Genomic DNA, 20,735 nt, shown 5'->3' on the forward strand with positions numbered 1-20,735 from the left:
CAATCCGGGTTTAAGTCTTTCGGCACAATCTCTCGTACAATTATGAATCATTATCAAACCATATTAAACTATTTTGAGAACAGAAGCACTAATGCCTCTGCAGAATCATTCAATGCTAAAATAAAAGCATTCAGATCAAAATTCAGAGGTGTTAGGAATATAGAATACTTCCTTTTTAGACTAACTAATATTTATGCTTAATTTTTGTTACTCCACAGGTTTTCGTGTTGATCCGAGAAAGAATCAGATGGTTAGACCCGGAATATCTATGTTTAAAAACATGTGCTTTTTGAAAAGTATGTAAAAACGAAAAAGCCTTTAAACACTAGTGTTTAAAGGCTTTTGACTTTTAAAGTTTCTTTTGAAACTTCTACTGGCGGAGAAAGAGGGATTCGAACCCCCGGACCTGTTACAGTCAACAGTTTTCAAGACTGCCGCATTCGACCGCTCTGCCATTTCTCCAGTATGTTGCGATCATTTGCTGATTGCGAGTGCAAATATAGTGTGTTTTTTCGATTGTAAAAACTTTTTTTAAGCTTTTTTACGGATTATTTTAAATTAATTTTTAAGTCCTTCATAATCAGTAATTATTTAAAAAACATTTTTACGTTAAATAAAGTGTTTAGTCTAAAATGGGCACCGGTTTTTTGTTTTCGTCGACGGCAACAAACGAAAAAGTTCCTGAAACTACCGTTTCACGAAGCTCAGAATACATTTGCTCCATGAAAATATCAACGTGAATTTTACAGCTTGTTCTTCCAACGCTAATTACTTTTGCTACCAATTCGATTAAAGTTCCGGCCGGAATTGCTTTTTTAAAATCAATCTGACCTGTCGAAATGGTGACTACTTTTTTTCGGCTGAATCGGGTAGCACAAATAAAGGCCACTTCGTCCATCAGATGAAGTGCTGTACCTCCGAATAGTGTGTCGTAATGATTTGTGGTACTCGGAAAAACAGCTTTAAAAATATGAGTTTCCGATTTTATAATTCTTTCTTCTAATGTTCCCATGTATTAATAACTTACGTATTCAATGATTTCAAGTCCGTAACCAATCATTCCGACACGTTTGGTTTGCTCTGTATTCGATATTAATCTGATTTTAGAGATATCAATATCATGAAGGATCTGAGCCCCAATTCCGTAATCTTTACTGTCAATGATCACTTTTGGCGCTTTCATTGTGCCTTCCGCCTGTAGCATTTTAAGTTCCGCAATTCTGTTTAACAGATTGATGGCCTGCATATCCTGATTGATGAAAATTACGGCTCCTTTTCCGTTTTCATTGATCGCTTTAAACATATCGTCCAATTGCTGCTCTGCATTATTGGTTAGGGTACCTAATAAATCATTGTTCACCTGTGAAGAATTGATTCTCGTTAAGATAGGTTCTCCAAGATTCCAGGTTCCTTTCGTTAAGGCAATATGTACTTGTTTGTTTGTAGTTTGTTCGTACGCTCTCAGTCTGAAAGTTCCAAAGCGGGTTTCGATATCAAAATCTTCTTTTTTAACGATCAGGCTGTCGTGCTGCATTCGGTAAGCTACTAAATCTTCAATAGAAACTAATTTCAAATCAAATTTTTTAGCCACTTGTATTAACTGAGGCAAACGGGCCATTGTTCCGTCCTCATTCAGGATTTCACAGATTACCCCGGCAGATTTAAAACCGGCTAATCTGGCAAAGTCAATTGCGGCTTCCGTATGTCCGGTTCTTCTTAAAACACCGCCTTGTTTTGCAACTAAGGGGAAAATATGTCCGGGACGCGCCAAATCATGTGGTTTTGTATTGGCGTCCACTAATGCCTGAACTGTTTTAGATCTGTCGGCAGCAGAAATTCCTGTGGTAACGCCTTGTCCTTTCAAATCTACAGAAACGGTAAAAGCTGTTTCCATATGGTCGGTATTATTGCTTACCATGGCACGTAAATCAAGTTCTTTGCAACGGCTTTCCGTAAGTGGTGTGCAAATTAATCCACGTCCGTGCGTGGCCATAAAATTGATCATTTCCGGAGTTACTTTTTCGGCGGCAGCCAAAAAATCACCTTCATTTTCGCGATCTTCATCATCGACTACAATGATTACTTTACCTTGACGAATATCTTCTATAGCTTCTTCAATGGTATTCAATTGTATTTTTGTTGCTGACATAATTATTGTTTGTTTTGAACAGGAAAGAACCGTTCGGAAATTTTTTGAAATAGTTGCGATATTGGGGTTGTAATTGCATCAAAATTGATTAATCCGTTATCGTTTGTCGCACGATACGTAAGTAATACGGCCAGTGGTAATAAGATAAACGACGACATCCAGGATCCCATAAAAGGAGTCATTCCGCCTTCTTGTGATAGCCTTTTTCCAAAAGTATTGATGAAGTGAAAAGTAATAAAAATCAAAACGGCAAATACAATGGGTAAGCCAAGTCCGCCTTTACGTATAATTGCACCAAGCGGAGCACCAATAAAAAACATTAAGAAACAGGCAAAAGCAATCACAAATTTCTCGTAGAGTGCAGTGAGATGTTTATTGATTTCCCTTTGCTCATCTTTTAATTCTTTCTGGGTCGTTTCAATAGAGTAGATATTACTGGTAATAGTGCTACTGGCCATTTTTATGATGTCCGACTTTTGTTTGTTGGTATATAAAGATAAAATATTGTTAGGAATCGCTTTTTTCTTTTTTTCGGGTTTTAGTGCCTTCGGAGTAGTTTTGATTCCTACGCGCTGATTGATATTCTCCGAAAAAGAGAGGATTTCATTATTCAGGTTTTTGTTCAGGGAATCTAAGGTGTAGCGTAATTCGTTAACGTTTAGCATACCATTGGTACTGCCGACGCTTTCCTGGCCATCATCATCTGTTTTGTTTAACTCAGATAAATCGATATTGATAATCTGTTTCTTGAATTTTCCTTTTACGAAAGGCAGTTTAGCACGGTCTTCGTATTTTTTCGGAGTGACATCCTGATAATAATACCCGTCATTCAGCACCAGTTTTAAAATGCTTGACTTTTCATTACTGATTAGTTTTCCATTTTTTGCTTTGATTACGGTTTTGTTCTCCCCGAAACTATTCGCTTTTTCATGGATGGTAACTCCGGTCAGGATATTTCCATTTTCGCCCGACTTTTTGTTTACTTTAATATTGTAAGTTCCGACATCATTAAACTGGCCTTCGGCAATTGCCATGGCTGGTTTGGCCTGGGCGATGTTTTTTCGGAAATTTACAAATTTATATTCAGCGTAAGGAATTACGTTATTGGCAAACCAGAAGGCTACTATACTTAGCACGAATATAAAGATGATTAAAACACGCATAGCCCTTTGCAGCGATATTCCTGACGATTTCATAGCCGCGAATTCGTAGTTTTCGGCAAGATTACCAAAAGTCATGATAGAAGCCAGTAACACCGAAAGCGGCAATACCAAAGGGATTATTCGGGGCATCGAGAATAACAGGAATTTTACAATCAGTATCAAATCGAGGTCTTTACCTGCAAGTTCTGAGATAAAAAGCCAGACGGTCTGAAGAATGAATATAAAAAAAAGGATTACAAATACCGTAGTAAATGTAATCAGAAAAGTTTTTAGTAAGTATTTGTCTAAAATTTTCAACCTTGTAATTAGTCTAATTTATTGATGTAGTATTTTGGATATTTGCCCGCTACAAATGTAAATTGATTTTTTGATAAAGGCTGGTTGGTTTTAAAAGAATTAACGGTTAAAGTGGTTTTTGTTCCATTTTTTCCGGTTTCAATTAAATTGTAGATGTGTTTTGTTTGTACATCAATTCCTAAAAGGATCTCTTTTCTCTGGTCTTTTGTATTGACAGGAGCTAATTTAATGTACTGAATTTTTCTTCCTTTTACATTCTGAACAATATCCATATTGTATTTGTATCCGGAATTGAAGAACGTAAGCATTTTGGAAGGCGTAATCGCAGCATCATCTTTTTCGTTTACCTTAGAGATGGTAACTTCTTCGTCTTCAGGTACAATAGTGTAGGTTTTTTGTCCGTCAAAAATTTTAGTAACACCCATGAAATTCAATACATACTGATTGCCTTTCATGATTACATTTCCTTTGCTGTCCTGATTAATGTTCTCTTTGGCATTGTTCAGGGAATATTTAAAATCAATGGCAATATTGTCGTAACTTTTTATTTTAGCCGTTACCTGGTTCAATAAATCTTTGGCTTTTTTATCCTGAGCCTGAATAGAAGTAAAGCTCAAAAGCAATAAAAATGCCATTTGAAAATACTTTTTAGTCATGGTAGTGATAGAATTGTTGTTGATTTCCTGAATTTTTGCTTTCATGATGGGGTTAATTTTGTTCATTATTAAAAAATTGATCAAGAGCACTTAAATCTAAGATGTTTACACTTCGGGCTTTACTGCCTTCAAAAGGGCCGACAATTCCGGCGGCTTCCAGCTGGTCAATCAAACGACCTGCTCTGTTGTACCCTAATTTTAATTTTCTTTGCAATAATGAAGCTGAACCTTGTTGTGCGTTGACAATAATTTCGGCAGCCTCTCTAAATAAAGTATCTCTTTCGGAAATATCCATATCAAGATTGATGCCAGTTTCTTCTCCAACGAACTCAGGAAGCAAATAAGCGGTGGCGTAGGCTTTCTGTCCGCCAATAAAATCGGTGATTTTTTCAACCTCAGGAGTGTCGATAAAAGCACACTGAACACGGACCACATCATTTCCGTTGGTATAGAGTAAATCCCCGCGTCCAATTAACTGATCGGCTCCCTGAGTGTCAAGGATCGTTCTCGAGTCAATTTTTGAAGTTACCCTAAAAGCAATCCTCGCCGGGAAATTCGCTTTAATCAAACCTGTAATAACGTTTACGGATGGTCTTTGTGTTGCAATAATTAAGTGAATACCAATAGCACGCGCCAGCTGAGCCAGACGGGCAATCGGAATCTCAACTTCTTTTCCGGCAGTCATAATTAAATCGGCGAACTCATCGACTACCAAAACAATGTACGGTAAAAAACGGTGACCCGCTTCCGGATTTAATTTTCTGGATTTGAATTTTTCGTTGTATTCCTTGATATTACGAACCATCGCATCTTTCAGTAACGAATAGCGATTATCCATTTCAACGCAGAGTGAGTTCAGTGTATTGACTACTTTGGCGTTGTCCGTAATAATAGCATCTTCAGTATCTGGAAGTTTCGCTAAATAATGTCTTTCTATTTTGTTGAATAAAGTAAGTTCTACTTTTTTAGGATCCACCAAAACGAATTTTACTTCTGCAGGGTGTTTTTTGTATAAAAGTGAAGTCAGTACTGCATTTAGTCCAACAGATTTTCCTTGTCCCGTAGCTCCGGCCATCAGTAAGTGAGGCATTTTGGCTAAATCGACAACAAAAGTTTCGTTGGAAATGGTTTTTCCCAAAGCAATTGGCAGCTCCATTTCAGCTTCCTGAAATTTAGCCGATCCAATAACGCTTTTCATCGAAACCATGGTTGGGTTTTTGTTCGGAACCTCAATACCGATAGTTCCTTTTCCGGGAATTGGCGCTATAATACGAATTCCTAATGCCGATAAGGACAACGCAATATCATCCTCTAAGCTTTTGATTTTAGAAATTCGGATTCCGGCTTCCGGTACGATTTCATATAACGTTACCGATGGACCAACGGTGGCTTTGATTTGTGCAATTTCAATTTTGTAGTTACGCAGGGTGTCTACAATTTTATTTTTGTTTTCCTCAAGTTCTTCCTGATTGATTGTAATTCCTCCTGTTGAATATTCTTTTAATAAATCAATTGTTGGGAATTTGTAGTTCGATAAATCGAGGGTAGGGTCAAAAAGACCGAAATCTGCTACGAGGCGTGAGGCCAGGTTTTCTTCGATAATATCTTCTTCTTCTGGTTTTTCAACCACAAATTCTTCGGTATGTACCGGTGTTTGTGTGACCGGGTTTATATGCATCTGAAGTGGTTTTAAAACCGGATTTAAATCAATTTCTGATGAATTTGAAATCGTAGGTTTTAAAGCTTCTTTGTTAATTTCGAATTGAGTATCCTCTGTTTTTAAGTGGATGTTATCCAGTTCTTCATCCGGTTCTTCTACAGCAAATTCTTCTAAATTATAGGCACTTTCTGTTTGTGCCGGTGTTTTAAGAGCGCTCAATTCAGACTTGATTTCGTTTTTGGTCGAATCAAAATAAGACTGGATCTTTTCAGGAGATAATTTTATTTTGAAAATCAGGTACACGATTAATCCAAAAAGCAGGGCTAATAAAGTCCCGGTTTTTCCAATATAATCCTGTGAAAACAAATTAAGTTCATAACCAATTGTTCCGCCCAGTTCAGGTGCGGAAGTAGCAAAGAATCCAAATAAAACAGAAACAATAATGATGGCAAACATATCCCAGAACCAAATGTTTTTCAATTTTTTAAGGGATAGTTCCAATGCCAAAAACATTCCGGTAAGGAAAAATAGCCGCACAAATATAAAAGCAGCCAGTCCAAAACCTTTATAAACGATCAGATCGGATAAAAAAGCCCCGAATTTTCCGAGCCAGTTTTGTACCACTTCCGTACGGTCGCCGAGTTGGCTGACAGCACTTTGGTCCGATTGTCCGTTGATGTAAAAGGAAATGAATGCAACTAATAATGCAATAGAAAATAATACCAAAAGACACCCTAAAACAAAGCGTTGTTGTTTGTTTGGTTTCCAGGATCTTGAGGTTTCGGTCTTTGCCGTATTTTTTTTGTCTAAAGTTTCTTTTTTGGTTGTTTTTGCCATTCTTGCGTTTAGTATTGCCTATACAAATTTTGGAATATAAATGATCAAACCTATTGCGATTGCGGTCATTGCGGCAAAAAATACCGCTCCTGCAGCAATATCTTTAATAAATCCGATTCTTTCATGATAATTGGGATGAATAAAATCGGCTACTTTTTCTACGGCTGTGTTTAGCCCTTCTATGCTTAATACCAAACCAATTGCAAGGGTCTGGAAAAGCCATTCCTCGTGGGAAATATGAAAATAGAAACCGGCAATAGTCATGAGTATTCCCAGTGAAAATTGTACCATAACACTATGTTCGGTACTGATTAGTTTTAAAGCTCCCTTAAAAGCGTAGGTTACGCTTTTAAGTCGGCCTTTAACAAATGTATTGTCTTTTTGAAACTCCATTTAAAATATTATAGTGCTGCTAAAGCTGCTTCGTAATTTGGTTCGTTTGCAATTTCAGCAACTTGTTCGGTATGTGTGATTTTTCCGTTAGCATCAACCACAATGATAGCTCTTGAGTGTAAACCTGCCAGAGGTCCGTCAAGGATTTCCAGTCCGTTTGCTTTACCAAAACTTCCTTCCTTAAAGTCAGATAGGTTTACTACATTTTCTAATCCTTCAGCGCCGCAAAAACGTTTTTGTGCAAATGGCAAATCTCTTGAAATACACAAAACAGTCGTGTTTTCTAAATTACCGGCACTTTCGTTGAATTTTCTAACAGAAGCAGCACAAGTTCCTGTATCTACACTTGGAAAAATATTTAAAACTAATTTTTTACCGGCGAAATTGCTTAAGGAAGCCACAGATAAATCGTTTTGTACTAATTTGAAATCAGCTAGTTGTGATCCAACTGCTGGTAACTCACCTGATGTATGAACCGGATTTCCGCCTAATGTTATTGAAGCCATGATTTTTGTTTAATTTAATGAGGCTCAAAAGTAAGGATTAATATTTGAATGTAAAAGTATTTGTTGTGGGTTTAAGTATAGATTAAGACTTGTATTTGTCTTGGTATACATGGGAGAATCTTGCAGGAGTTTAGGATTTTAGGGTACGCGGATGACACAGATGAAGCGGATTAACAGGTTTCTTTTGCTTGTTTTTTGTCGTCCTGAGCGAAGTCGAAGGAACACAAGAAATTCCGTCCCTGTAAATCTTCAATCTTTGCAGAGCTACTGTGCGCCCTTCGACTTCGCTCAGGGTGACAAGATTGTGCTGATACCTGAGACTAAAAACCGAGACTGCGACTGGGACTGAGACTTAGACTGAATACCGATAGCTATCGGGAGAGACTGATGACTGAGACTGATAACCGTGACTAATAACTGAGACCGGGACTGAAAAACAAAAAAAAACGCTCCCTTGGAATGAAAGCGTTTCTTTAGTCATGTTTTTTATTCTCAGGATAAGAGGGCGATTATTTATCGATAGAACCCAAAACACGTTTCATGAACGCATTTAAGGCTTCTTTTTTATCAGTGCCCTGAACGACCATTTTATGTACTTCAAGTGCACCATACATATTTGAAATTAATTCGCCAATCACATCTAATTCTTCATCTTTCAGAGATGGAATCTCAGTCATAGCTTCTAAAACTTCAATAGTTTCAATGATATAATCCTGATCGTTTTCTTCGATAAACTGCGTTAATTGCTTTATTACGGGTAATTTCATTTTTTAGATTTTTAGATTACTGGATTATTGGATTTTTAGATAAGATTCAAAAAATCTAACCGTCTAAAAATCTAATACTCTATTTAGGCAATTGCGTTAACTAAATCAATTAAAACTTCTTGTTTGTTGGTTTGTGTTTCACCAACTAATTTTCCGTTTACGAAAGTGGCGAAAGTAGGCAGGTTGCTTACATTGGCCAATTTTCTCGATTCCGGAGAATTTTCAGCATCAACCAAAACAAAAGTGATAGCTTCATTTTCTGTGGCTAATTTTTTGAATTTTGGTTTCATAATACGGCAATTTCCACACCATGAAGCTGAATATTGTACTACTACTTTTTCGTTTTTAGCAACTAAATCTGCTAACGTATCTTCGTTTAAGTCGATTAACATATCTTTGAATTTAAATTCCAATATTTTAAATTCCAAATTCCAAATCTTCCGATATAGAATTTAAAAATTTAAATTTTGAAATATTATTGATTTTGAGAAAGAATTCCAAATCCCAAAATTGGAATTTGGAATTTTTAAAAATTTGGAATTTATTTTTCTTAATTAGCGCTTAGATACTCAGCAGTACTGATTCTGTCTGCGCTCATTGCTTCTTTACCAGCTTCCCAGTTTGCAGGACAAACTTCTCCTTTTTCCTGGATGTGAGTATACGCATCAACCATACGTAAATATTCGTTTACGTTACGTCCTAATGGCATATCGTTTACGCTTTCGTGGAAGATTTTTCCAGTTTCGTCAATTAGGTAAGTAGCTCTGAAAGTTACGTTTGAACCTTCAATGATTACAGAGTCAGTTTCTTCGCTGTATTCTGTAGATTCGATATCTAAAATTCCTAAAATGTTAGATAAGTTACGGTTGGTATCAGCAAGGATTGGGTAAGTAACACCTTCGATTCCACCGTTGTTTTTTGGAGTGTTTAACCATGCAAAGTGCACTTCGTTTGTATCACATGAAGCTCCGATTACGATAGTATTTCTTTTTTCAAATTCTGGCAATGCAGCTTGGAAGGCGTGTAATTCAGTTGGACATACAAAAGTAAAATCTTTTGGATACCAAAATAAAAGTACTTTTTTATTGTTGTTTACTGCTTCTTCAAAAATATTGATTTTTAAGTTGTCACCCATTTCTGAGATAGCATCTACTGCAATACTTGGGAATTTTTTTCCTACTAAAGACATATTTTTCGTTTTAAGTTAAAAATTTATTTGGTGCAAAAGTAGGGTATAAGTAAGGTTACTTACAATAAGATGTAATTATTAATATTTATTTAGTGATAACTTTTTGTTATGATGAAAGACGGAATGTTTGTAAGTTACTGAATGTCAATATTTACAGGAAGACTGCCGTTGCAATTGCCATTTTCAAGAAATTGAATTCCTGCCACTTTTTGGAATTCTTCAAAATCCTGATAGGCCTGTACGAGTCCTGAAGCCTTTTTCAGATTCGGGATTACAGGTAAAACGTACGGATTTCCGAAAACATAAACGATACATTTTTTGGTTTGCAGCAGCTGTGAAAGTAAATCTAAAACTTCAGCATGTATTTCGAAATTATTCATCGGTTTTGCCTTCGGAACAAATAAAGAAATAAGAATGGTTTCGAAGTTTTCGAGCGCTTTTTTGATTTCCGGAATACTGGAGCCTTCTAAGTTTTCAAAAGCAAATGACGGACTGTCTAATTTGGAATCTACGGTCTTGAAGAAGGTATTCTCCATACCTTTATACAGACTCAGTTTGGCCAGCTGATTGTTTTGCTGCGCTTCGAAAGCCAGTGCAGTATTGGAGTTATCAATAATTTTGGTAAGTGTGTTTTGGGCAATTTCCAGGTTTAAAGCTGCGGTTTTCGCAAAATCCAGTTCTCCTGCCGTAAATGCATTACCAGACAGGATGCCCACCTTTTCTTTGGCTTTCATAATTCTGTTGTAACTGGCTTCGATACGTTCGGGAGAAGCATTTTTGAGGATTGCTTCAATTCCTTCCGGAACATTTTCGGCGAAACACAAAATATCATTTCCGGCATTGAAGGCTTCCCATTCGAGTTGACCTTTTGTTGCGTACAATTTAGAAACGCTGTGCATATTTAAGGCATCGGAAATTACCAAACCATCATAGCCTAATTTTTCGCGCAAAAGGGTTTCGATAATAGGTTTTGACAAAGTTGCCGAAGTATCTTTTCCGTCATTTAAACTCGGAACCGCGAGATGCCCGATCATAATCGAGTCGACCTTATTTTCGATCCCTTTAATAAAAGGATACAATTCGTTGTCTAACAGTTCTTCTAAACTTTCGTTTAAAACCGGCAATCCCAAATGCGAATCTACATTGGTATTTCCGTGTCCGGGAAAGTGTTTCAGGCAGCCTAGAATTCCGGCATCAGACAATCCTTTTAAATACGCCACGGCAAAATTGGCTACTTTTTCTTTGTTTTCACCAAAAGAGCGATAGCCAATCACGGGGTTATTCGGATTGTTATTTATGTCTGCCAGAGGCGACAGGTTATAATGAATTCCGGCTGCTTTTAAATCGGAACCAATTTGTTTTCCAACTTCATACACCAGATCTGTTTTGTTTTCCGGTAAAGCACCAAGGGTGATGGCGTAGGGATATTGCGGTGTTTTTTCGATGCGCATCGCCAGACCCCATTCGGCATCAATGCTGATTAAAAGCGGGGTAGCGGCTGATTTTTGATAACGGATGATTAACGCTTTGATTTTCTCGTAGCTGTCATCATTAAAAACTACTTTTTTCTTGCTTTCGTAATTCGTTGCGGCACTGGCACGGCTGTGAAAAAAGGTCAGTCCGCCAATATGGTGTTCTTGTATTAAGCGTTCGGTTTCCTGAATGTTTTCTTCGGTATCGTTGATAAAAACGGCGGGAAAAAAGAATTGTCCCACTTTTTGTTTTAGTGCTTCGGCTGTCATTTTCATTAGTATAAAGTCTTTTTCATGCAAACACTGTTTTCAGCGTTTTCATAAGGCGGATAATTGGGAATCAGGGTGTAACCGGATTTCTGGTACAGTGCAATGGCTTCCGGCTGTTTTTTTATGGTTTCCAAAACCGTATACGTATAGTTGATTTCGGCTGCCCAAAGTTCCAAAGCTTCCAGGACCTGAGAAGCAATTCCTTTTTTGCGATGTTCCGGATGCACATACATGCGTTTGATTTCAGCTGTATCACTTTGTTTTTCCCTAAAAGCGCCACAGCCTACAGCGATGTCATTTTCATAACAGACAATAACATGTTTTATTTTGTCAATTTTATTAAACTGATTGTAAAAGGTATGTTCTTCCCCGTCCCTGATTTTTAAGTACTGGTCTAATAAAGCGACCAGATGTATAAAGTCAGGATCATCAGAATTGGTGCGTTTCAGGCTGGTCATGATCGAATGCTGTAAAGTTTTATTATTTGAGTTTGCTTTTCTTTTGTCTGGCAAGTTTGGCAAGCTGTGTTTGGGTTTGTACGGCTTTTTCCAGTCGGTTTTTAAATCGAAAGAGTTTTGGCAATCCTTCCAGTCGGTCTTCGAGGGTGATTTCTTCAAAAACAATAATTGCTTTTTCTAAAACCCGGATTTCGTTTTCGATATCGTTTTGGTTTTTGTAGATTGTAGCCAATCTATCGTAAGGATGGTTTCCTTTAAAGCTTTCCGCGACATTTTCTTCATACAATTCAACTGCTTTTTCAAGATTTCCTGTTTTCTCGAACTCAGCTCCTTTCAGATTTCGTTCGGCCTGCAAATTCTCATTGATTTCCATAGGTAAGATGTTTGATTTGGGGTTAAACTTCTTGATATTCTTTCCCAAAGTCTTTCGGGAAAATTAAAAAACGTGATAAAATAATACCTGGAATTGTAGCCAGAAATACCCAAATAAAGAAATTTCCGTAGCCTAAATATTCCTGAATATAACCGCTAACCATTCCGGGCAGCATCATTCCCATAGCCATAAATCCGGTTGCAAGAGCATAATGTGCGGTTTTAGATTCTCCTTCAGCCACATAAATCAAATACATCATAAAAGCTGCAAAACCAAAACCGTATCCAAATTGTTCGACGATCACAACGGCATAAATATAATAAATAGAAGCCGGATGAAAATGCGCCAGCAGGATAAAACCAATTATGGGTAAATGCATCGTTAAAATCATGGGAAGCATCCACTTTGTGAGGCCTTGTTTTGAAATGGCAATTCCCCCAAGAATTCCGCCTAAGGTTAAAGCAATTAATCCAAAAGTTCCATAAATCAAGCCGATGTCTTCGGTTTCAAGTCCCATGCCGCCTTTTTTGATTGTTTTTTGATTTCCATTATTAGCAATTAACAGGTTTACAAAATCAATTCGGGCCTTATTTGCATTTTTGTATTCTTCCTTATCTTTATTTTCTACTTCTTTTAATTGCTTCTTCTGATCTCTCATCTCCACTAAAACGGGCAATTTGGCATAAAGAGATTGTAGTTCTGAATCGGATAATTTTTCTCCGTTCTTCACCTTTGAATTGTATAATTCTAATGCCTTTGTCTGCGCTTCGTCTAATCCCGTTTCAACCAGCTCGTATTTAATTGGATCTACTAAGAAAGGAGTCAGCATTTTAATTAATTGCGATTCTCCTAATCTGAATAATAAGATAAAAGAAAGGACAATTATGATTTGTTTTTTTCTGAAGAAACTTGCAAAAATGCTTGCGAAACTTTGTTTATTGGTATCTACAGGTTTTTCGCCTGCGTTTATTTCTGTTCTCGGTGTTGAGAAAAAATTGTATATCGTTATAAAAGTCATTAACAAGCCAACGGCAATCATCGTATACGACCAGGCTTTGGTATTGTCACTGTATTTATGTTCCAGATATCCTGCAAATAAAACAATCAATCCGTTTCCGGCCAGCATGGCGAGTCTGTAAAAAGTACTTCTGATACCAATAAAAAAAGATTGTTTGTCTTCGGGTAAAACCAACAAATAAAACCCATCGCTGGCAATGTCATTAGAAGCCGAAGCAAAAGCTGCAACCCAAAAGATGGCCAAAGTCATCATGAAAAAGCCGCTTGTCGGAATGGTAAAACCGACTAATAAAAAAGCAATAGAAATAAGCAATTGCATGGACAAAAACCATTTTCGTTTAGTTCCGACTAACTCAATAAACGGACTCCACAATGGCTTGATTACCCAAGGCAGATATAATAAACTGGTATAAAGACCAATGTCTTTGTTAGAAATTCCAAGTTTTTTGTACATAATAACCGAAACGGAAATAATGACGGCATAAGGCAAGCCGGATGCAAAATTTAAAAGCGGAATCCAAAACCAGGGTTTACTATCTGTTTTCATTGGGCTGAGCAGGTGAATATATTTTAAATGTCTTTTTTAAGTCGATCGTAGTCGGGGTACTTTCGTTTGCAAAATAATCAATAAATGTTACAGCGCAAGCTTTATAGGCATTCATTTTTTGGGTAAGGATCGAAAAAGTAATAGAATCGTTAATTTCGTTAACTCTTATTTTGTCAATTATTTGCGTCGCATCGTTGGTGTTGATTTTCGAAATATGATCGGCTCCGTATACGACCATATAACGCACTTTTGTATTCAGTGGTGCTTTGATGGTAAAGGTGCAAAAAGAACTGTCTTTGGCAAATTCGGTTACGGTCGGGATATCAATCACAATGCGCTTTAAATTTGGAACTGCCGGTGGTAATGCCGGATATTTGTATTGGTTTTCTTCGAGCAGACGTACAATGTCAAAGTTTTTGTTCATAAACCATTTGGCACTGAAATAAGCACTTCCGCCTACTTTTTTGAAGCTTCTGGCATAATCGATCTGCGTTGGGATTTCAGACGAAAAATTCCAGCTTTTATCGCCGTCACCTCTTATTTTATAAGAAGCGTGTCCGATATAAACAGCAGTATTGTTGGAGTTTTCGGCCCACCATTTTACGAGTTTCGAATAAGAAGCCCTCGGATTATTCATGCTCCAATAGAGCTGAGGCATAATATAGTCGATCCATTTTTGGTCCATCCATAACACCGGATCGGCATATAGATCGTCGTAGTTGGCAGTAGATTGGGTATCAGAACCTTTCGGATCCACCGATTTGTTGCGCCAAACCCCAAACGGACTTATTCCGAATTGTACCCACGGTTTGCTCGCTTTGATGGTAGTCGAAATGCTATGCACAAAATTGCTCACATTCGCACGTCTCCAGTCGGCAAGGGTTAAGCCTGAGCCGTATTTTTTGAAAGAAGCCGTATCATTAAAAACTTTTCCGGGTACGGCGTACGGATAGAAATAATCATCAAAATGAATGGCGTCGATATCGTATTTGTCCACCACTTCTTTGACTACTTTGGTCAGATGTTCCTGAACTTCAGGCAAGGCAGGATCGTAATATAATTTTCCGCCGTATTCAATCATCCATTCCGGATGTTTAAAGATATCATGATTCGGGCTCAAAAGGTTTTTATTTAAATCGAAAGTCGCGCGGTACGGGTTCATCCAGGCATGAAATTCAAAACCTCTCATATGCGCCTGATCAATCATCCAGGCCAGTGCATCGTAAGACGGGGCAGGGGTCTGGCCTTCTTTTCCCGTAAGGAAACGCGACCACGGTGCCAGTTCTGTAGGATAAAAAGCATCACCCACACTTCTGATCTGAACAATTACAGCATTGAAATTCAGTTTTTTGTATGTTTCCAGAATATCGATAAAATCTGCTTTTTCTTTCTCGACATTGTCCGTACTTGTTTTGGGCCAGTCAATGTTTACTACGGTCGCGATCCACACCCCTCTAAATTCAGTTTTAGGATGCGTTACTTTTTCCTGCGAATGAACATTCATTCCAAGAAACAGTAATAATAGTATAGAGAATAGTAGTGGATTCTTTTTATGCATTGTAATCTGTTTTAACAAAAACCAAAAATAGTTTTTTTAGATGAGTATCGTAAACAATTCAGAAATAATAATTTTAACGGTATAGTTGTGTTTTTTGTTGCCACGAATTTCACGAATTTCCGCGAATTATTTTTTTGCCACAGATTAAATGATTCGCACAGATTTTTAATCTTTTTAATCCTGTAATCTGTGGCTAAACTTTTTTGCACATCAATTAATACACAATTTTAATTCGTGCAAATTCGTGCAATTAGTGGCAACCCCTTTTTTAATCCGGAAACGAAATTTTTCCCATCGTCACAGACGGAATCCCTTTGCTGTTCCCGAAATTATAATTTCCTCCGACGACTGTTTCATTGGCTAAAATGGCGAATAAAACCGCTTCTTTGGCATCGCTCAGGATACCCAGATCATCGCTTTTTTGAAATTCGCAGGGCAATAATTCCGCCAGCCATTTCACCAGTAACGGGTTGTGAATACCGCCGCCCGACATATAAATTTTGAAATCTTCCAGCGCGTACGGACTGTTTTCCACCACAAACAAAATCGCTTCGGCAATCGTTTCGGCACTGAGGCGTGTTAAGGTAGCCAGCAAATCCGGTGCCGAAATAGCGGTGAGGTTTGTTTTAGTAAGCGCGTTTTGAACAAATTCAAAATTAAACAACTCCTGACCGATCGTTTTCGGGAAGCTTTTTTGGAAGAAAGTATTGCTTTTTAGTTCTGCTAAAAGTTCCGGATTTACAGTGCCGCTTTGGGCGATCTCGGCATCTTTATCGTAACTTTTTTCGGGGAAATAATGTTTGGTATAAATATCAATCAAAGTATTGGCGGTACCCGTATCGGTTACAAAAACCGCTTCGGCATCGAGCGAAGCAGGCAGATAGGTGAAATTAGCAATGCCGCCCATGTTGAGCATAATACGGTTTTCGCCTTTTTTGCTGAACAATAAATAATCGCCATAGACAGCCAAAGGCGCCCCTTCGCCGCCTGCAGCCACATGTTTCTGCCTGAAATCAGACAGGGTGATAATGCCCGTTTTCACCGCAATATGATCGCCATCGCCAATCTGTAAAGTCGCATTGGGAAACTTTTCCTGCTGATGCAAAAACTTCGGGGCGTGCAAAACCGTTTGCCCGTGCGAAGCGATCAGGTCGACTTCGGTGGCGGGGATATTCCATTTCAGGAGGCAATCGTTGACCATATTGGCGTGCAAAAGACCAATCCATTCGTTAAGTAGAGCGAAGTGCTGAAAATCGACTGTTTTCTTGGCAAACACTTTACGGATTTCGGTTTTAATGTCTTCGGTATAACTAATGGTTTCAAATTCGAGAATCTTTACCGCTGTGTTTTCGCCCGCACCGGAAATTTCGCAAAGCGCAATATCCAGTCCGTCAAGCGAAGTTCCGGACATGAGGCCTAGTATTTTTCGGGTCTTTTTTTGGGCAATTTCGTGCAGCGCACGTATATTTTTATTCATTAAAATGAAGTTTTAGAAAGCAGTTTATTTTGATAACGCTAAAATCAGATTTATTTGCCTATAAATATAATGAAAAAGGAATTTTTTATTTCTAAAAATCCGTAATTCGGAAAAAGGAACTTAATGCGGTAAAGCTTAAAAAATGAAGAAAATTTTTATAATTAATTGGTTAAGTTTGCCCGGAAATTCATCAAAATTGTTTTGCTGAATTTTAATCATCAATCAAACACTTAATCTTAAAAACTATGAAAACATTTTTTTATGCTGTTGCCGCATTCATGCTGACTTTTTGCATGCAGGCACAGGAAAACAGTCCTTTTACCACAGGATTTGAAGAAACCATCTCTTCAAAAATATTGGGACAGCAACGCAAAGTCTGGATCCATATTCCGAATAGTAACGGAGGCAATAAAATTAAAGACAGAGGCCGTTATCCCGTAATTTATGTATTAGACGGAAGCGAAAATTTTAATACCGTTGTAAGCATTACAGAACACATGGAAGAATCAAATCTTTGCCCGCCAATGATTGTGGTGGGAATCCTGCACCAAAACCGACTGGTTGATTTAACAACCGGCACAGACAAAGAATTGCCGGATGTTGTGGGCGGCGGCGAAAAATTTATGTCGTATGTCGAGAAAGAATTAATTCCGTATATAGATGCCAATTACCCCACCACAACCTATAAAACCTTTATAGGTCATTCGCTTGGAGGTTTGACGGTGATGAATACTTTTTTGCATCATCCAAAATTATTTAATTCGTATGTTTCTCTCGATGCTTCGTTGTGGTGGAACAATCAGCAGGCAGTGAAAGAGGCCAAAACGATTTTGCCAACGCAAAATTATAAAGGGAAAACGGTGTATATGGCAATGGCAAACCGTTTAGAAAGAGGCGTAGATACTTTAAGTGTTCAAAAAGATACAAGCGGCACGACCGCACTTATTCGCAGTAATTTAGAATTTATTAAAGAACAGTCTAAAAATAAAAAGAACCAGCTGCGTTTTAAATACAAGTTTTATGAAGACGACAATCATCCTTCGGTTCGTTTGATTGGAGAATACGATGCGCTTCGATTTATTTTTGAATTCTACAAACTTAAAATTTACGACAGCGAATTAAAAAATCCTGATTTTAAATTAGATTCCTTATTGGTGGCGCATTACAAAAATGTTTCCGAAAACATGGGGTATACCGTGAAGCCGGGCGAAAGTCAGATTAATAATTTAGGCTATCAAATGATGGGCGCCAAACAATTAGCAAAAGCCGAAACCTTATTTAAACTCAATACCACCAACTATCCCGAAAGTGCCAATTGTTATGATTCTCTCGGTGATTTATATCTTGAAAAAGGCGATAAAGCGAAAGCGATAGAAACTTTCAAAAAAGCTTTAACGCTAAAAGCAATTCCGGAAACGAAAGAAAAATTAGAGAAGTTGTTGAAGGAGAAGAAATAAATTATTTGATTATACGTAGAAAGCTCAATCGTTTGGTTGGGCTTTTTTTGTGGGATAAAATCAGGTATTTGTACTCGGTTGTTTTAGATTGGTTAATAGATACTTTTGAGAAATATGATTTAAATTCTTGAAAAAAGGTTTTCCGTAATTTTCTCATATAATTAATACCAATATTTGTGTTACTATAAAATTGAAATAATTCATTTTACAAAAACTATAAATGATAAATTCTTTAACTTTAAAAAATATAACATCTTATGACAATCACGGTGTTGTTATAAATGAACTTAAGAGAATAAATTTCTTTTTTGGTTTTAATGGATCTGGAAAATCGACAATAGCGAAATATTTAAATGATTTATCGCTGGATGATAATCTTCGTAATAGTGATTTTCAACAATGTTCCCAAGTTGGCTATATCAAGAATAATCAACAGATGTTAGTTTTTAATGAGGTTTTTACAGAAAATAATTTTCATAGGAGTGATGTTTTGAGAGGTGTTTTTTCTCTAAATGAAACTAATGAGGCAATAGATCGCCTAATTAAAGATAAAGAAATTTCTAATGTTTCTTTGCAAAATTATTTAGATAAGAAAAAAGCTTTAAAATTAGATTTGGCAAAAAATAAATCAGATAAACAGAATTCATTGTTGCAATATTGTTGGTCTAAAAGATCAACATTTAGTTCTTTTTCTAAAATTACTTTAAGTAATTCAGGAAGTAAGCCAAATCACTTTCAACAGATTCGTAATATTTTAAATCAAGATTTAACCAATATTTCTATAGAAGAGCTAAAGAATGATTATGATGCTTTATTTGAAGAAGAGATATTTGAAATAACATCGAAAATTGATGTAAAATTATATAGACAAATTAGACAACTGGAAAATAATCTTTATAAAATTCTTTATGAAGTAATTATTGGCAATGAGGATGTTGATATTGCTCAACTTATAAAAGATATTGGAGCAAAGAATTGGGTAGAAACTGGAATTAAGTTTTTAGATAAGACTAACAATGTTTGCCCTTTTTGTCAAGAAAGTACTATTACCGTCAATCTACTTGAGCAATTTAATCAATATTTTGATGAAACTTATAAAGGTAAGATTGAATTATTAAAAAATTTCAAGTCTGAATATGAGATGCTTACATCATCTTTTCTGAGCAATATTTTAGAGATTCAAAATATACATAATCCAAATAATTCGCTTTCTGCAATGTTTATTTTATTGCAAAATATTTTTAATCAAAATATAAAAATTATTGCAGAAAAGATTGAGGTGTCTAATGAAAGAAAATCTATCACTACAATTTCATCCTTAAAAGGGGATTTATCTCTAATAATTAAAAGCATAAATAAGAATAATAAAAATTTCAATGATTTAGATCTTAATCGTAAAAAGTTGATATCGAATATTTGGCTTTATATGGCTAATGATTGTAGAATAGCAATTGAAAAAAATGATGCTAGAAACACAAAATATATAAAATTAGAAAGTTTAGCTAATGAAATTATTGAACATAAACTTTTAGAAATTTATAATAATAAAGTAGATATTGAAAATTTAAGAGGGCAAACAGTAAATACAAAAGATGCGGTCGACAGTATTAATGTTATACTTCAAAATGCAGGATTTCAGGGCTTCGAAATTGCAGAGAAAGAATCTGTGAACAATATTTCACAGTATTTTTTGAAACGACCTAATTCAAATTTAAATTCATCAATATTTAAAAGTTTAAGTGAAGGTGAAAAGAATTTCATTTCATTTCTGTATTTTTATCAACTATGTATTGGTACTGACAATTTGCAATATAATGGTGGTAAAAAGAAAATAATTGTAATTGATGATCCTGTTTCTAGTTTAGATAATCAAGCACTTTTTGTAGTCTCTTCTCTGATACATAATATCATGCTTCGAAAAAGTAATACAGAGAAGAAAGATTTTTTAAATGATCATATTGAGCAAATATTTATACTTACTCATAATCTGTATTTTTATAAGGAAGTTTCATTTAATAAAAGACCATTGTGTACTGATTATTTTCACTTTACAATTACTAAAATCAATAATATAACACAATTAAAAGGAAGTTATAATAAAAGTATAAATGACGATTATTCACTTCTGTGGAAAACAATAAAGGAAATAAAAACTACTCTTCCTTTAAACGCAAGTTTAAATATAGTAATAGCTAATTCAATGAGGCGAATTATTGAAAGTTATGTTAATTTTATTGGCTATGGAAATGACTCTTGGGCTGCATTAACTGATTTAAATCAGGGTGAATCTACATATTTTATAAAATCTGCTTTCATTTCTATTATAAATGATGAAAGTCATAAAACAACGGCTTTAGATGGAATTTACTACCAAAAAATCATTAATGAACAACCTGATATTTTATATAATGTTTTTAAAGATATTTTTAAGACAATTGGAAAAGATCACTACGAAATGATGATGGATGAAATTATAGAACAATAATCAA

The 20,735-nt window shown here is 36.2% G+C and carries 19 protein-coding genes and 1 tRNA gene; 3 read left to right on the plus strand and 17 right to left on the minus strand.

All coding sequences use genetic code 11. From position 1 onward, the window contains the following. A partial coding sequence (locus GJU43_RS22030) for a transposase (RefSeq protein WP_195760025.1) occupies positions 1-201 on the plus strand: 201 nt, incomplete at its 5' end. Positions 202-374: 173 nt separating this feature from the next. Here GJU43_RS22030 and GJU43_RS22035 read toward each other — a convergent pair. The 17 genes from GJU43_RS22035 to GJU43_RS22115 form a co-directional block, all read right to left on the minus strand. After that, a tRNA-Ser gene (locus GJU43_RS22035) sits at positions 375-462 on the minus strand. Positions 463-622: 160 nt separating this feature from the next. Further along, positions 623-1,012: an acyl-CoA thioesterase gene (locus tag GJU43_RS22040; protein ID WP_056188847.1), complete on the minus strand. Its 390-nt coding sequence runs from the start codon at positions 1,010-1,012 to the stop codon at positions 623-625. A 3-nt stretch (positions 1,013-1,015) separates the two neighbouring features. Beyond that, complete coding sequence (gene ribB / locus GJU43_RS22045) at positions 1,016-2,149, minus strand: 3,4-dihydroxy-2-butanone-4-phosphate synthase (RefSeq protein WP_154344028.1); 1,134 nt, start codon at positions 2,147-2,149, stop codon at positions 1,016-1,018. 2 nt (positions 2,150-2,151) lie between these two features. Further along, complete coding sequence (locus tag GJU43_RS22050) at positions 2,152-3,609, minus strand: LptF/LptG family permease (protein ID WP_154344030.1); 1,458 nt, start codon at positions 3,607-3,609, stop codon at positions 2,152-2,154. An 8-nt stretch (positions 3,610-3,617) separates the two neighbouring features. Further along, a complete protein-coding gene (locus GJU43_RS22055; RefSeq protein ID WP_154344032.1) occupies positions 3,618-4,310 on the minus strand; it encodes an outer membrane lipoprotein carrier protein LolA in 693 nt (230 codons plus the stop codon). A gap of 7 nt (positions 4,311-4,317) precedes the next feature. Continuing rightward, the gene (locus GJU43_RS22060; RefSeq protein WP_154344034.1) at positions 4,318-6,762 is read right to left on the minus strand and encodes a DNA translocase FtsK; all 2,445 of its coding nucleotides are present in this window, start codon (positions 6,760-6,762) and stop codon (positions 4,318-4,320) included. Positions 6,763-6,780: 18 nt separating this feature from the next. Next, a complete protein-coding gene (locus GJU43_RS22065; RefSeq protein WP_154344036.1) occupies positions 6,781-7,155 on the minus strand; it encodes a diacylglycerol kinase family protein in 375 nt (124 codons plus the stop codon). 8 nt (positions 7,156-7,163) lie between these two features. After that, a complete protein-coding gene (tpx, locus tag GJU43_RS22070; protein ID WP_154344038.1) occupies positions 7,164-7,661 on the minus strand; it encodes a thiol peroxidase in 498 nt (165 codons plus the stop codon). Between the two features lie 509 nt (positions 7,662-8,170). Then, on the minus strand, positions 8,171-8,428 hold the full coding sequence (locus tag GJU43_RS22075; RefSeq protein ID WP_017495510.1) for a hypothetical protein: 258 nt from the start codon (positions 8,426-8,428) through the stop codon (positions 8,171-8,173). An 83-nt stretch (positions 8,429-8,511) separates the two neighbouring features. Beyond that, positions 8,512-8,820, minus strand: a complete 309-nt coding sequence (locus GJU43_RS22080) for a co-chaperone YbbN (RefSeq protein WP_041519142.1) — start codon at positions 8,818-8,820, stop codon at positions 8,512-8,514. Positions 8,821-8,978: 158 nt separating this feature from the next. Beyond that, the gene (locus GJU43_RS22085; RefSeq protein WP_154344040.1) at positions 8,979-9,617 is read right to left on the minus strand and encodes a peroxiredoxin; all 639 of its coding nucleotides are present in this window, start codon (positions 9,615-9,617) and stop codon (positions 8,979-8,981) included. A 134-nt stretch (positions 9,618-9,751) separates the two neighbouring features. Then, complete coding sequence (locus GJU43_RS22090; protein ID WP_154344043.1) at positions 9,752-11,365, minus strand: glycoside hydrolase family 3 protein; 1,614 nt, start codon at positions 11,363-11,365, stop codon at positions 9,752-9,754. Beyond that, positions 11,365-11,871: a GNAT family N-acetyltransferase gene (locus GJU43_RS22095; protein WP_370455684.1), complete on the minus strand. Its 507-nt coding sequence runs from the start codon at positions 11,869-11,871 to the stop codon at positions 11,365-11,367. Before GJU43_RS22095 ends, GJU43_RS22090 begins: the two co-directional genes overlap by 1 nt. Next, complete coding sequence (locus GJU43_RS22100) at positions 11,840-12,190, minus strand: hypothetical protein (protein ID WP_154344047.1); 351 nt, start codon at positions 12,188-12,190, stop codon at positions 11,840-11,842. The genes GJU43_RS22095 and GJU43_RS22100 overlap by 32 nt, the downstream gene beginning before the upstream one ends. A 22-nt stretch (positions 12,191-12,212) precedes the next feature. Further along, positions 12,213-13,754 (minus strand): MFS transporter, encoded by a 1,542-nt coding sequence (locus tag GJU43_RS22105; RefSeq protein ID WP_154344049.1) that lies wholly within the window; start codon positions 13,752-13,754, stop codon positions 12,213-12,215. Continuing rightward, on the minus strand, positions 13,741-15,312 hold the full coding sequence (locus GJU43_RS22110; RefSeq protein ID WP_154344051.1) for a glycoside hydrolase family 10 protein: 1,572 nt from the start codon (positions 15,310-15,312) through the stop codon (positions 13,741-13,743). The genes GJU43_RS22105 and GJU43_RS22110 overlap by 14 nt, the downstream gene beginning before the upstream one ends. Before the next feature lie 268 nt (positions 15,313-15,580). Next, complete coding sequence (locus GJU43_RS22115) at positions 15,581-16,789, minus strand: anhydro-N-acetylmuramic acid kinase (protein WP_154344053.1); 1,209 nt, start codon at positions 16,787-16,789, stop codon at positions 15,581-15,583. Positions 16,790-17,034: 245 nt separating this feature from the next. Between GJU43_RS22115 and GJU43_RS22120 the strand changes: the two genes are divergently transcribed. Both GJU43_RS22120 and GJU43_RS22125 read left to right on the plus strand, forming a co-directional pair. Beyond that, on the plus strand, positions 17,035-18,246 hold the full coding sequence (locus tag GJU43_RS22120) for an alpha/beta hydrolase-fold protein (protein WP_154344055.1): 1,212 nt from the start codon (positions 17,035-17,037) through the stop codon (positions 18,244-18,246). A 220-nt stretch (positions 18,247-18,466) separates the two neighbouring features. After that, positions 18,467-20,731 (plus strand): AAA family ATPase, encoded by a 2,265-nt coding sequence (locus GJU43_RS22125; protein WP_154344057.1) that lies wholly within the window; start codon positions 18,467-18,469, stop codon positions 20,729-20,731. Positions 20,732-20,735: the final 4 nt, after the last annotated feature.

It is taken from the genome of Flavobacterium sp. LC2016-23, from assembly GCF_009674775.1.
In the GTDB taxonomy this organism is placed as follows: Bacteria; Bacteroidota; Bacteroidia; order Flavobacteriales; family Flavobacteriaceae; genus Flavobacterium.

Bases quoted from the DNA above. Each gene is read 5' to 3' on its own strand.
- GJU43_RS22040 (WP_056188847.1), bottom strand. From the start codon at position 1,012: ATGGGAACATTAGAAGAAAGAATTATAAAATCGGAAACTCATATTTTT.
- ribB (WP_154344028.1), bottom strand. From the start codon at position 2,149: ATGTCAGCAACAAAAATACAATTGAATACCATTGAAGAAGCTATAGAA.
- GJU43_RS22055 (WP_154344032.1), bottom strand. From the start codon at position 4,310: ATGAAAGCAAAAATTCAGGAAATCAACAACAATTCTATCACTACCATG.
- GJU43_RS22060 (WP_154344034.1), bottom strand. From the start codon at position 6,762: ATGGCAAAAACAACCAAAAAAGAAACTTTAGACAAAAAAAATACGGCA.
- GJU43_RS22065 (WP_154344036.1), bottom strand. From the start codon at position 7,155: ATGGAGTTTCAAAAAGACAATACATTTGTTAAAGGCCGACTTAAAAGC.
- tpx (WP_154344038.1), bottom strand. From the start codon at position 7,661: ATGGCTTCAATAACATTAGGCGGAAATCCGGTTCATACATCAGGTGAG.
- GJU43_RS22075 (WP_017495510.1), bottom strand. From the start codon at position 8,428: ATGAAATTACCCGTAATAAAGCAATTAACGCAGTTTATCGAAGAAAAC.
- GJU43_RS22080 (WP_041519142.1), bottom strand. From the start codon at position 8,820: ATGTTAATCGACTTAAACGAAGATACGTTAGCAGATTTAGTTGCTAAA.
- GJU43_RS22085 (WP_154344040.1), bottom strand. From the start codon at position 9,617: ATGTCTTTAGTAGGAAAAAAATTCCCAAGTATTGCAGTAGATGCTATC.
- GJU43_RS22090 (WP_154344043.1), bottom strand. From the start codon at position 11,365: ATGAAAATGACAGCCGAAGCACTAAAACAAAAAGTGGGACAATTCTTT.
- GJU43_RS22100 (WP_154344047.1), bottom strand. From the start codon at position 12,190: ATGGAAATCAATGAGAATTTGCAGGCCGAACGAAATCTGAAAGGAGCT.
- GJU43_RS22105 (WP_154344049.1), bottom strand. From the start codon at position 13,754: ATGAAAACAGATAGTAAACCCTGGTTTTGGATTCCGCTTTTAAATTTT.
- GJU43_RS22110 (WP_154344051.1), bottom strand. From the start codon at position 15,312: ATGCATAAAAAGAATCCACTACTATTCTCTATACTATTATTACTGTTT.
- GJU43_RS22115 (WP_154344053.1), bottom strand. From the start codon at position 16,789: ATGAATAAAAATATACGTGCGCTGCACGAAATTGCCCAAAAAAAGACC.
- GJU43_RS22120 (WP_154344055.1), top strand. From the start codon at position 17,035: ATGAAAACATTTTTTTATGCTGTTGCCGCATTCATGCTGACTTTTTGC.
- GJU43_RS22125 (WP_154344057.1), top strand. From the start codon at position 18,467: ATGATAAATTCTTTAACTTTAAAAAATATAACATCTTATGACAATCAC.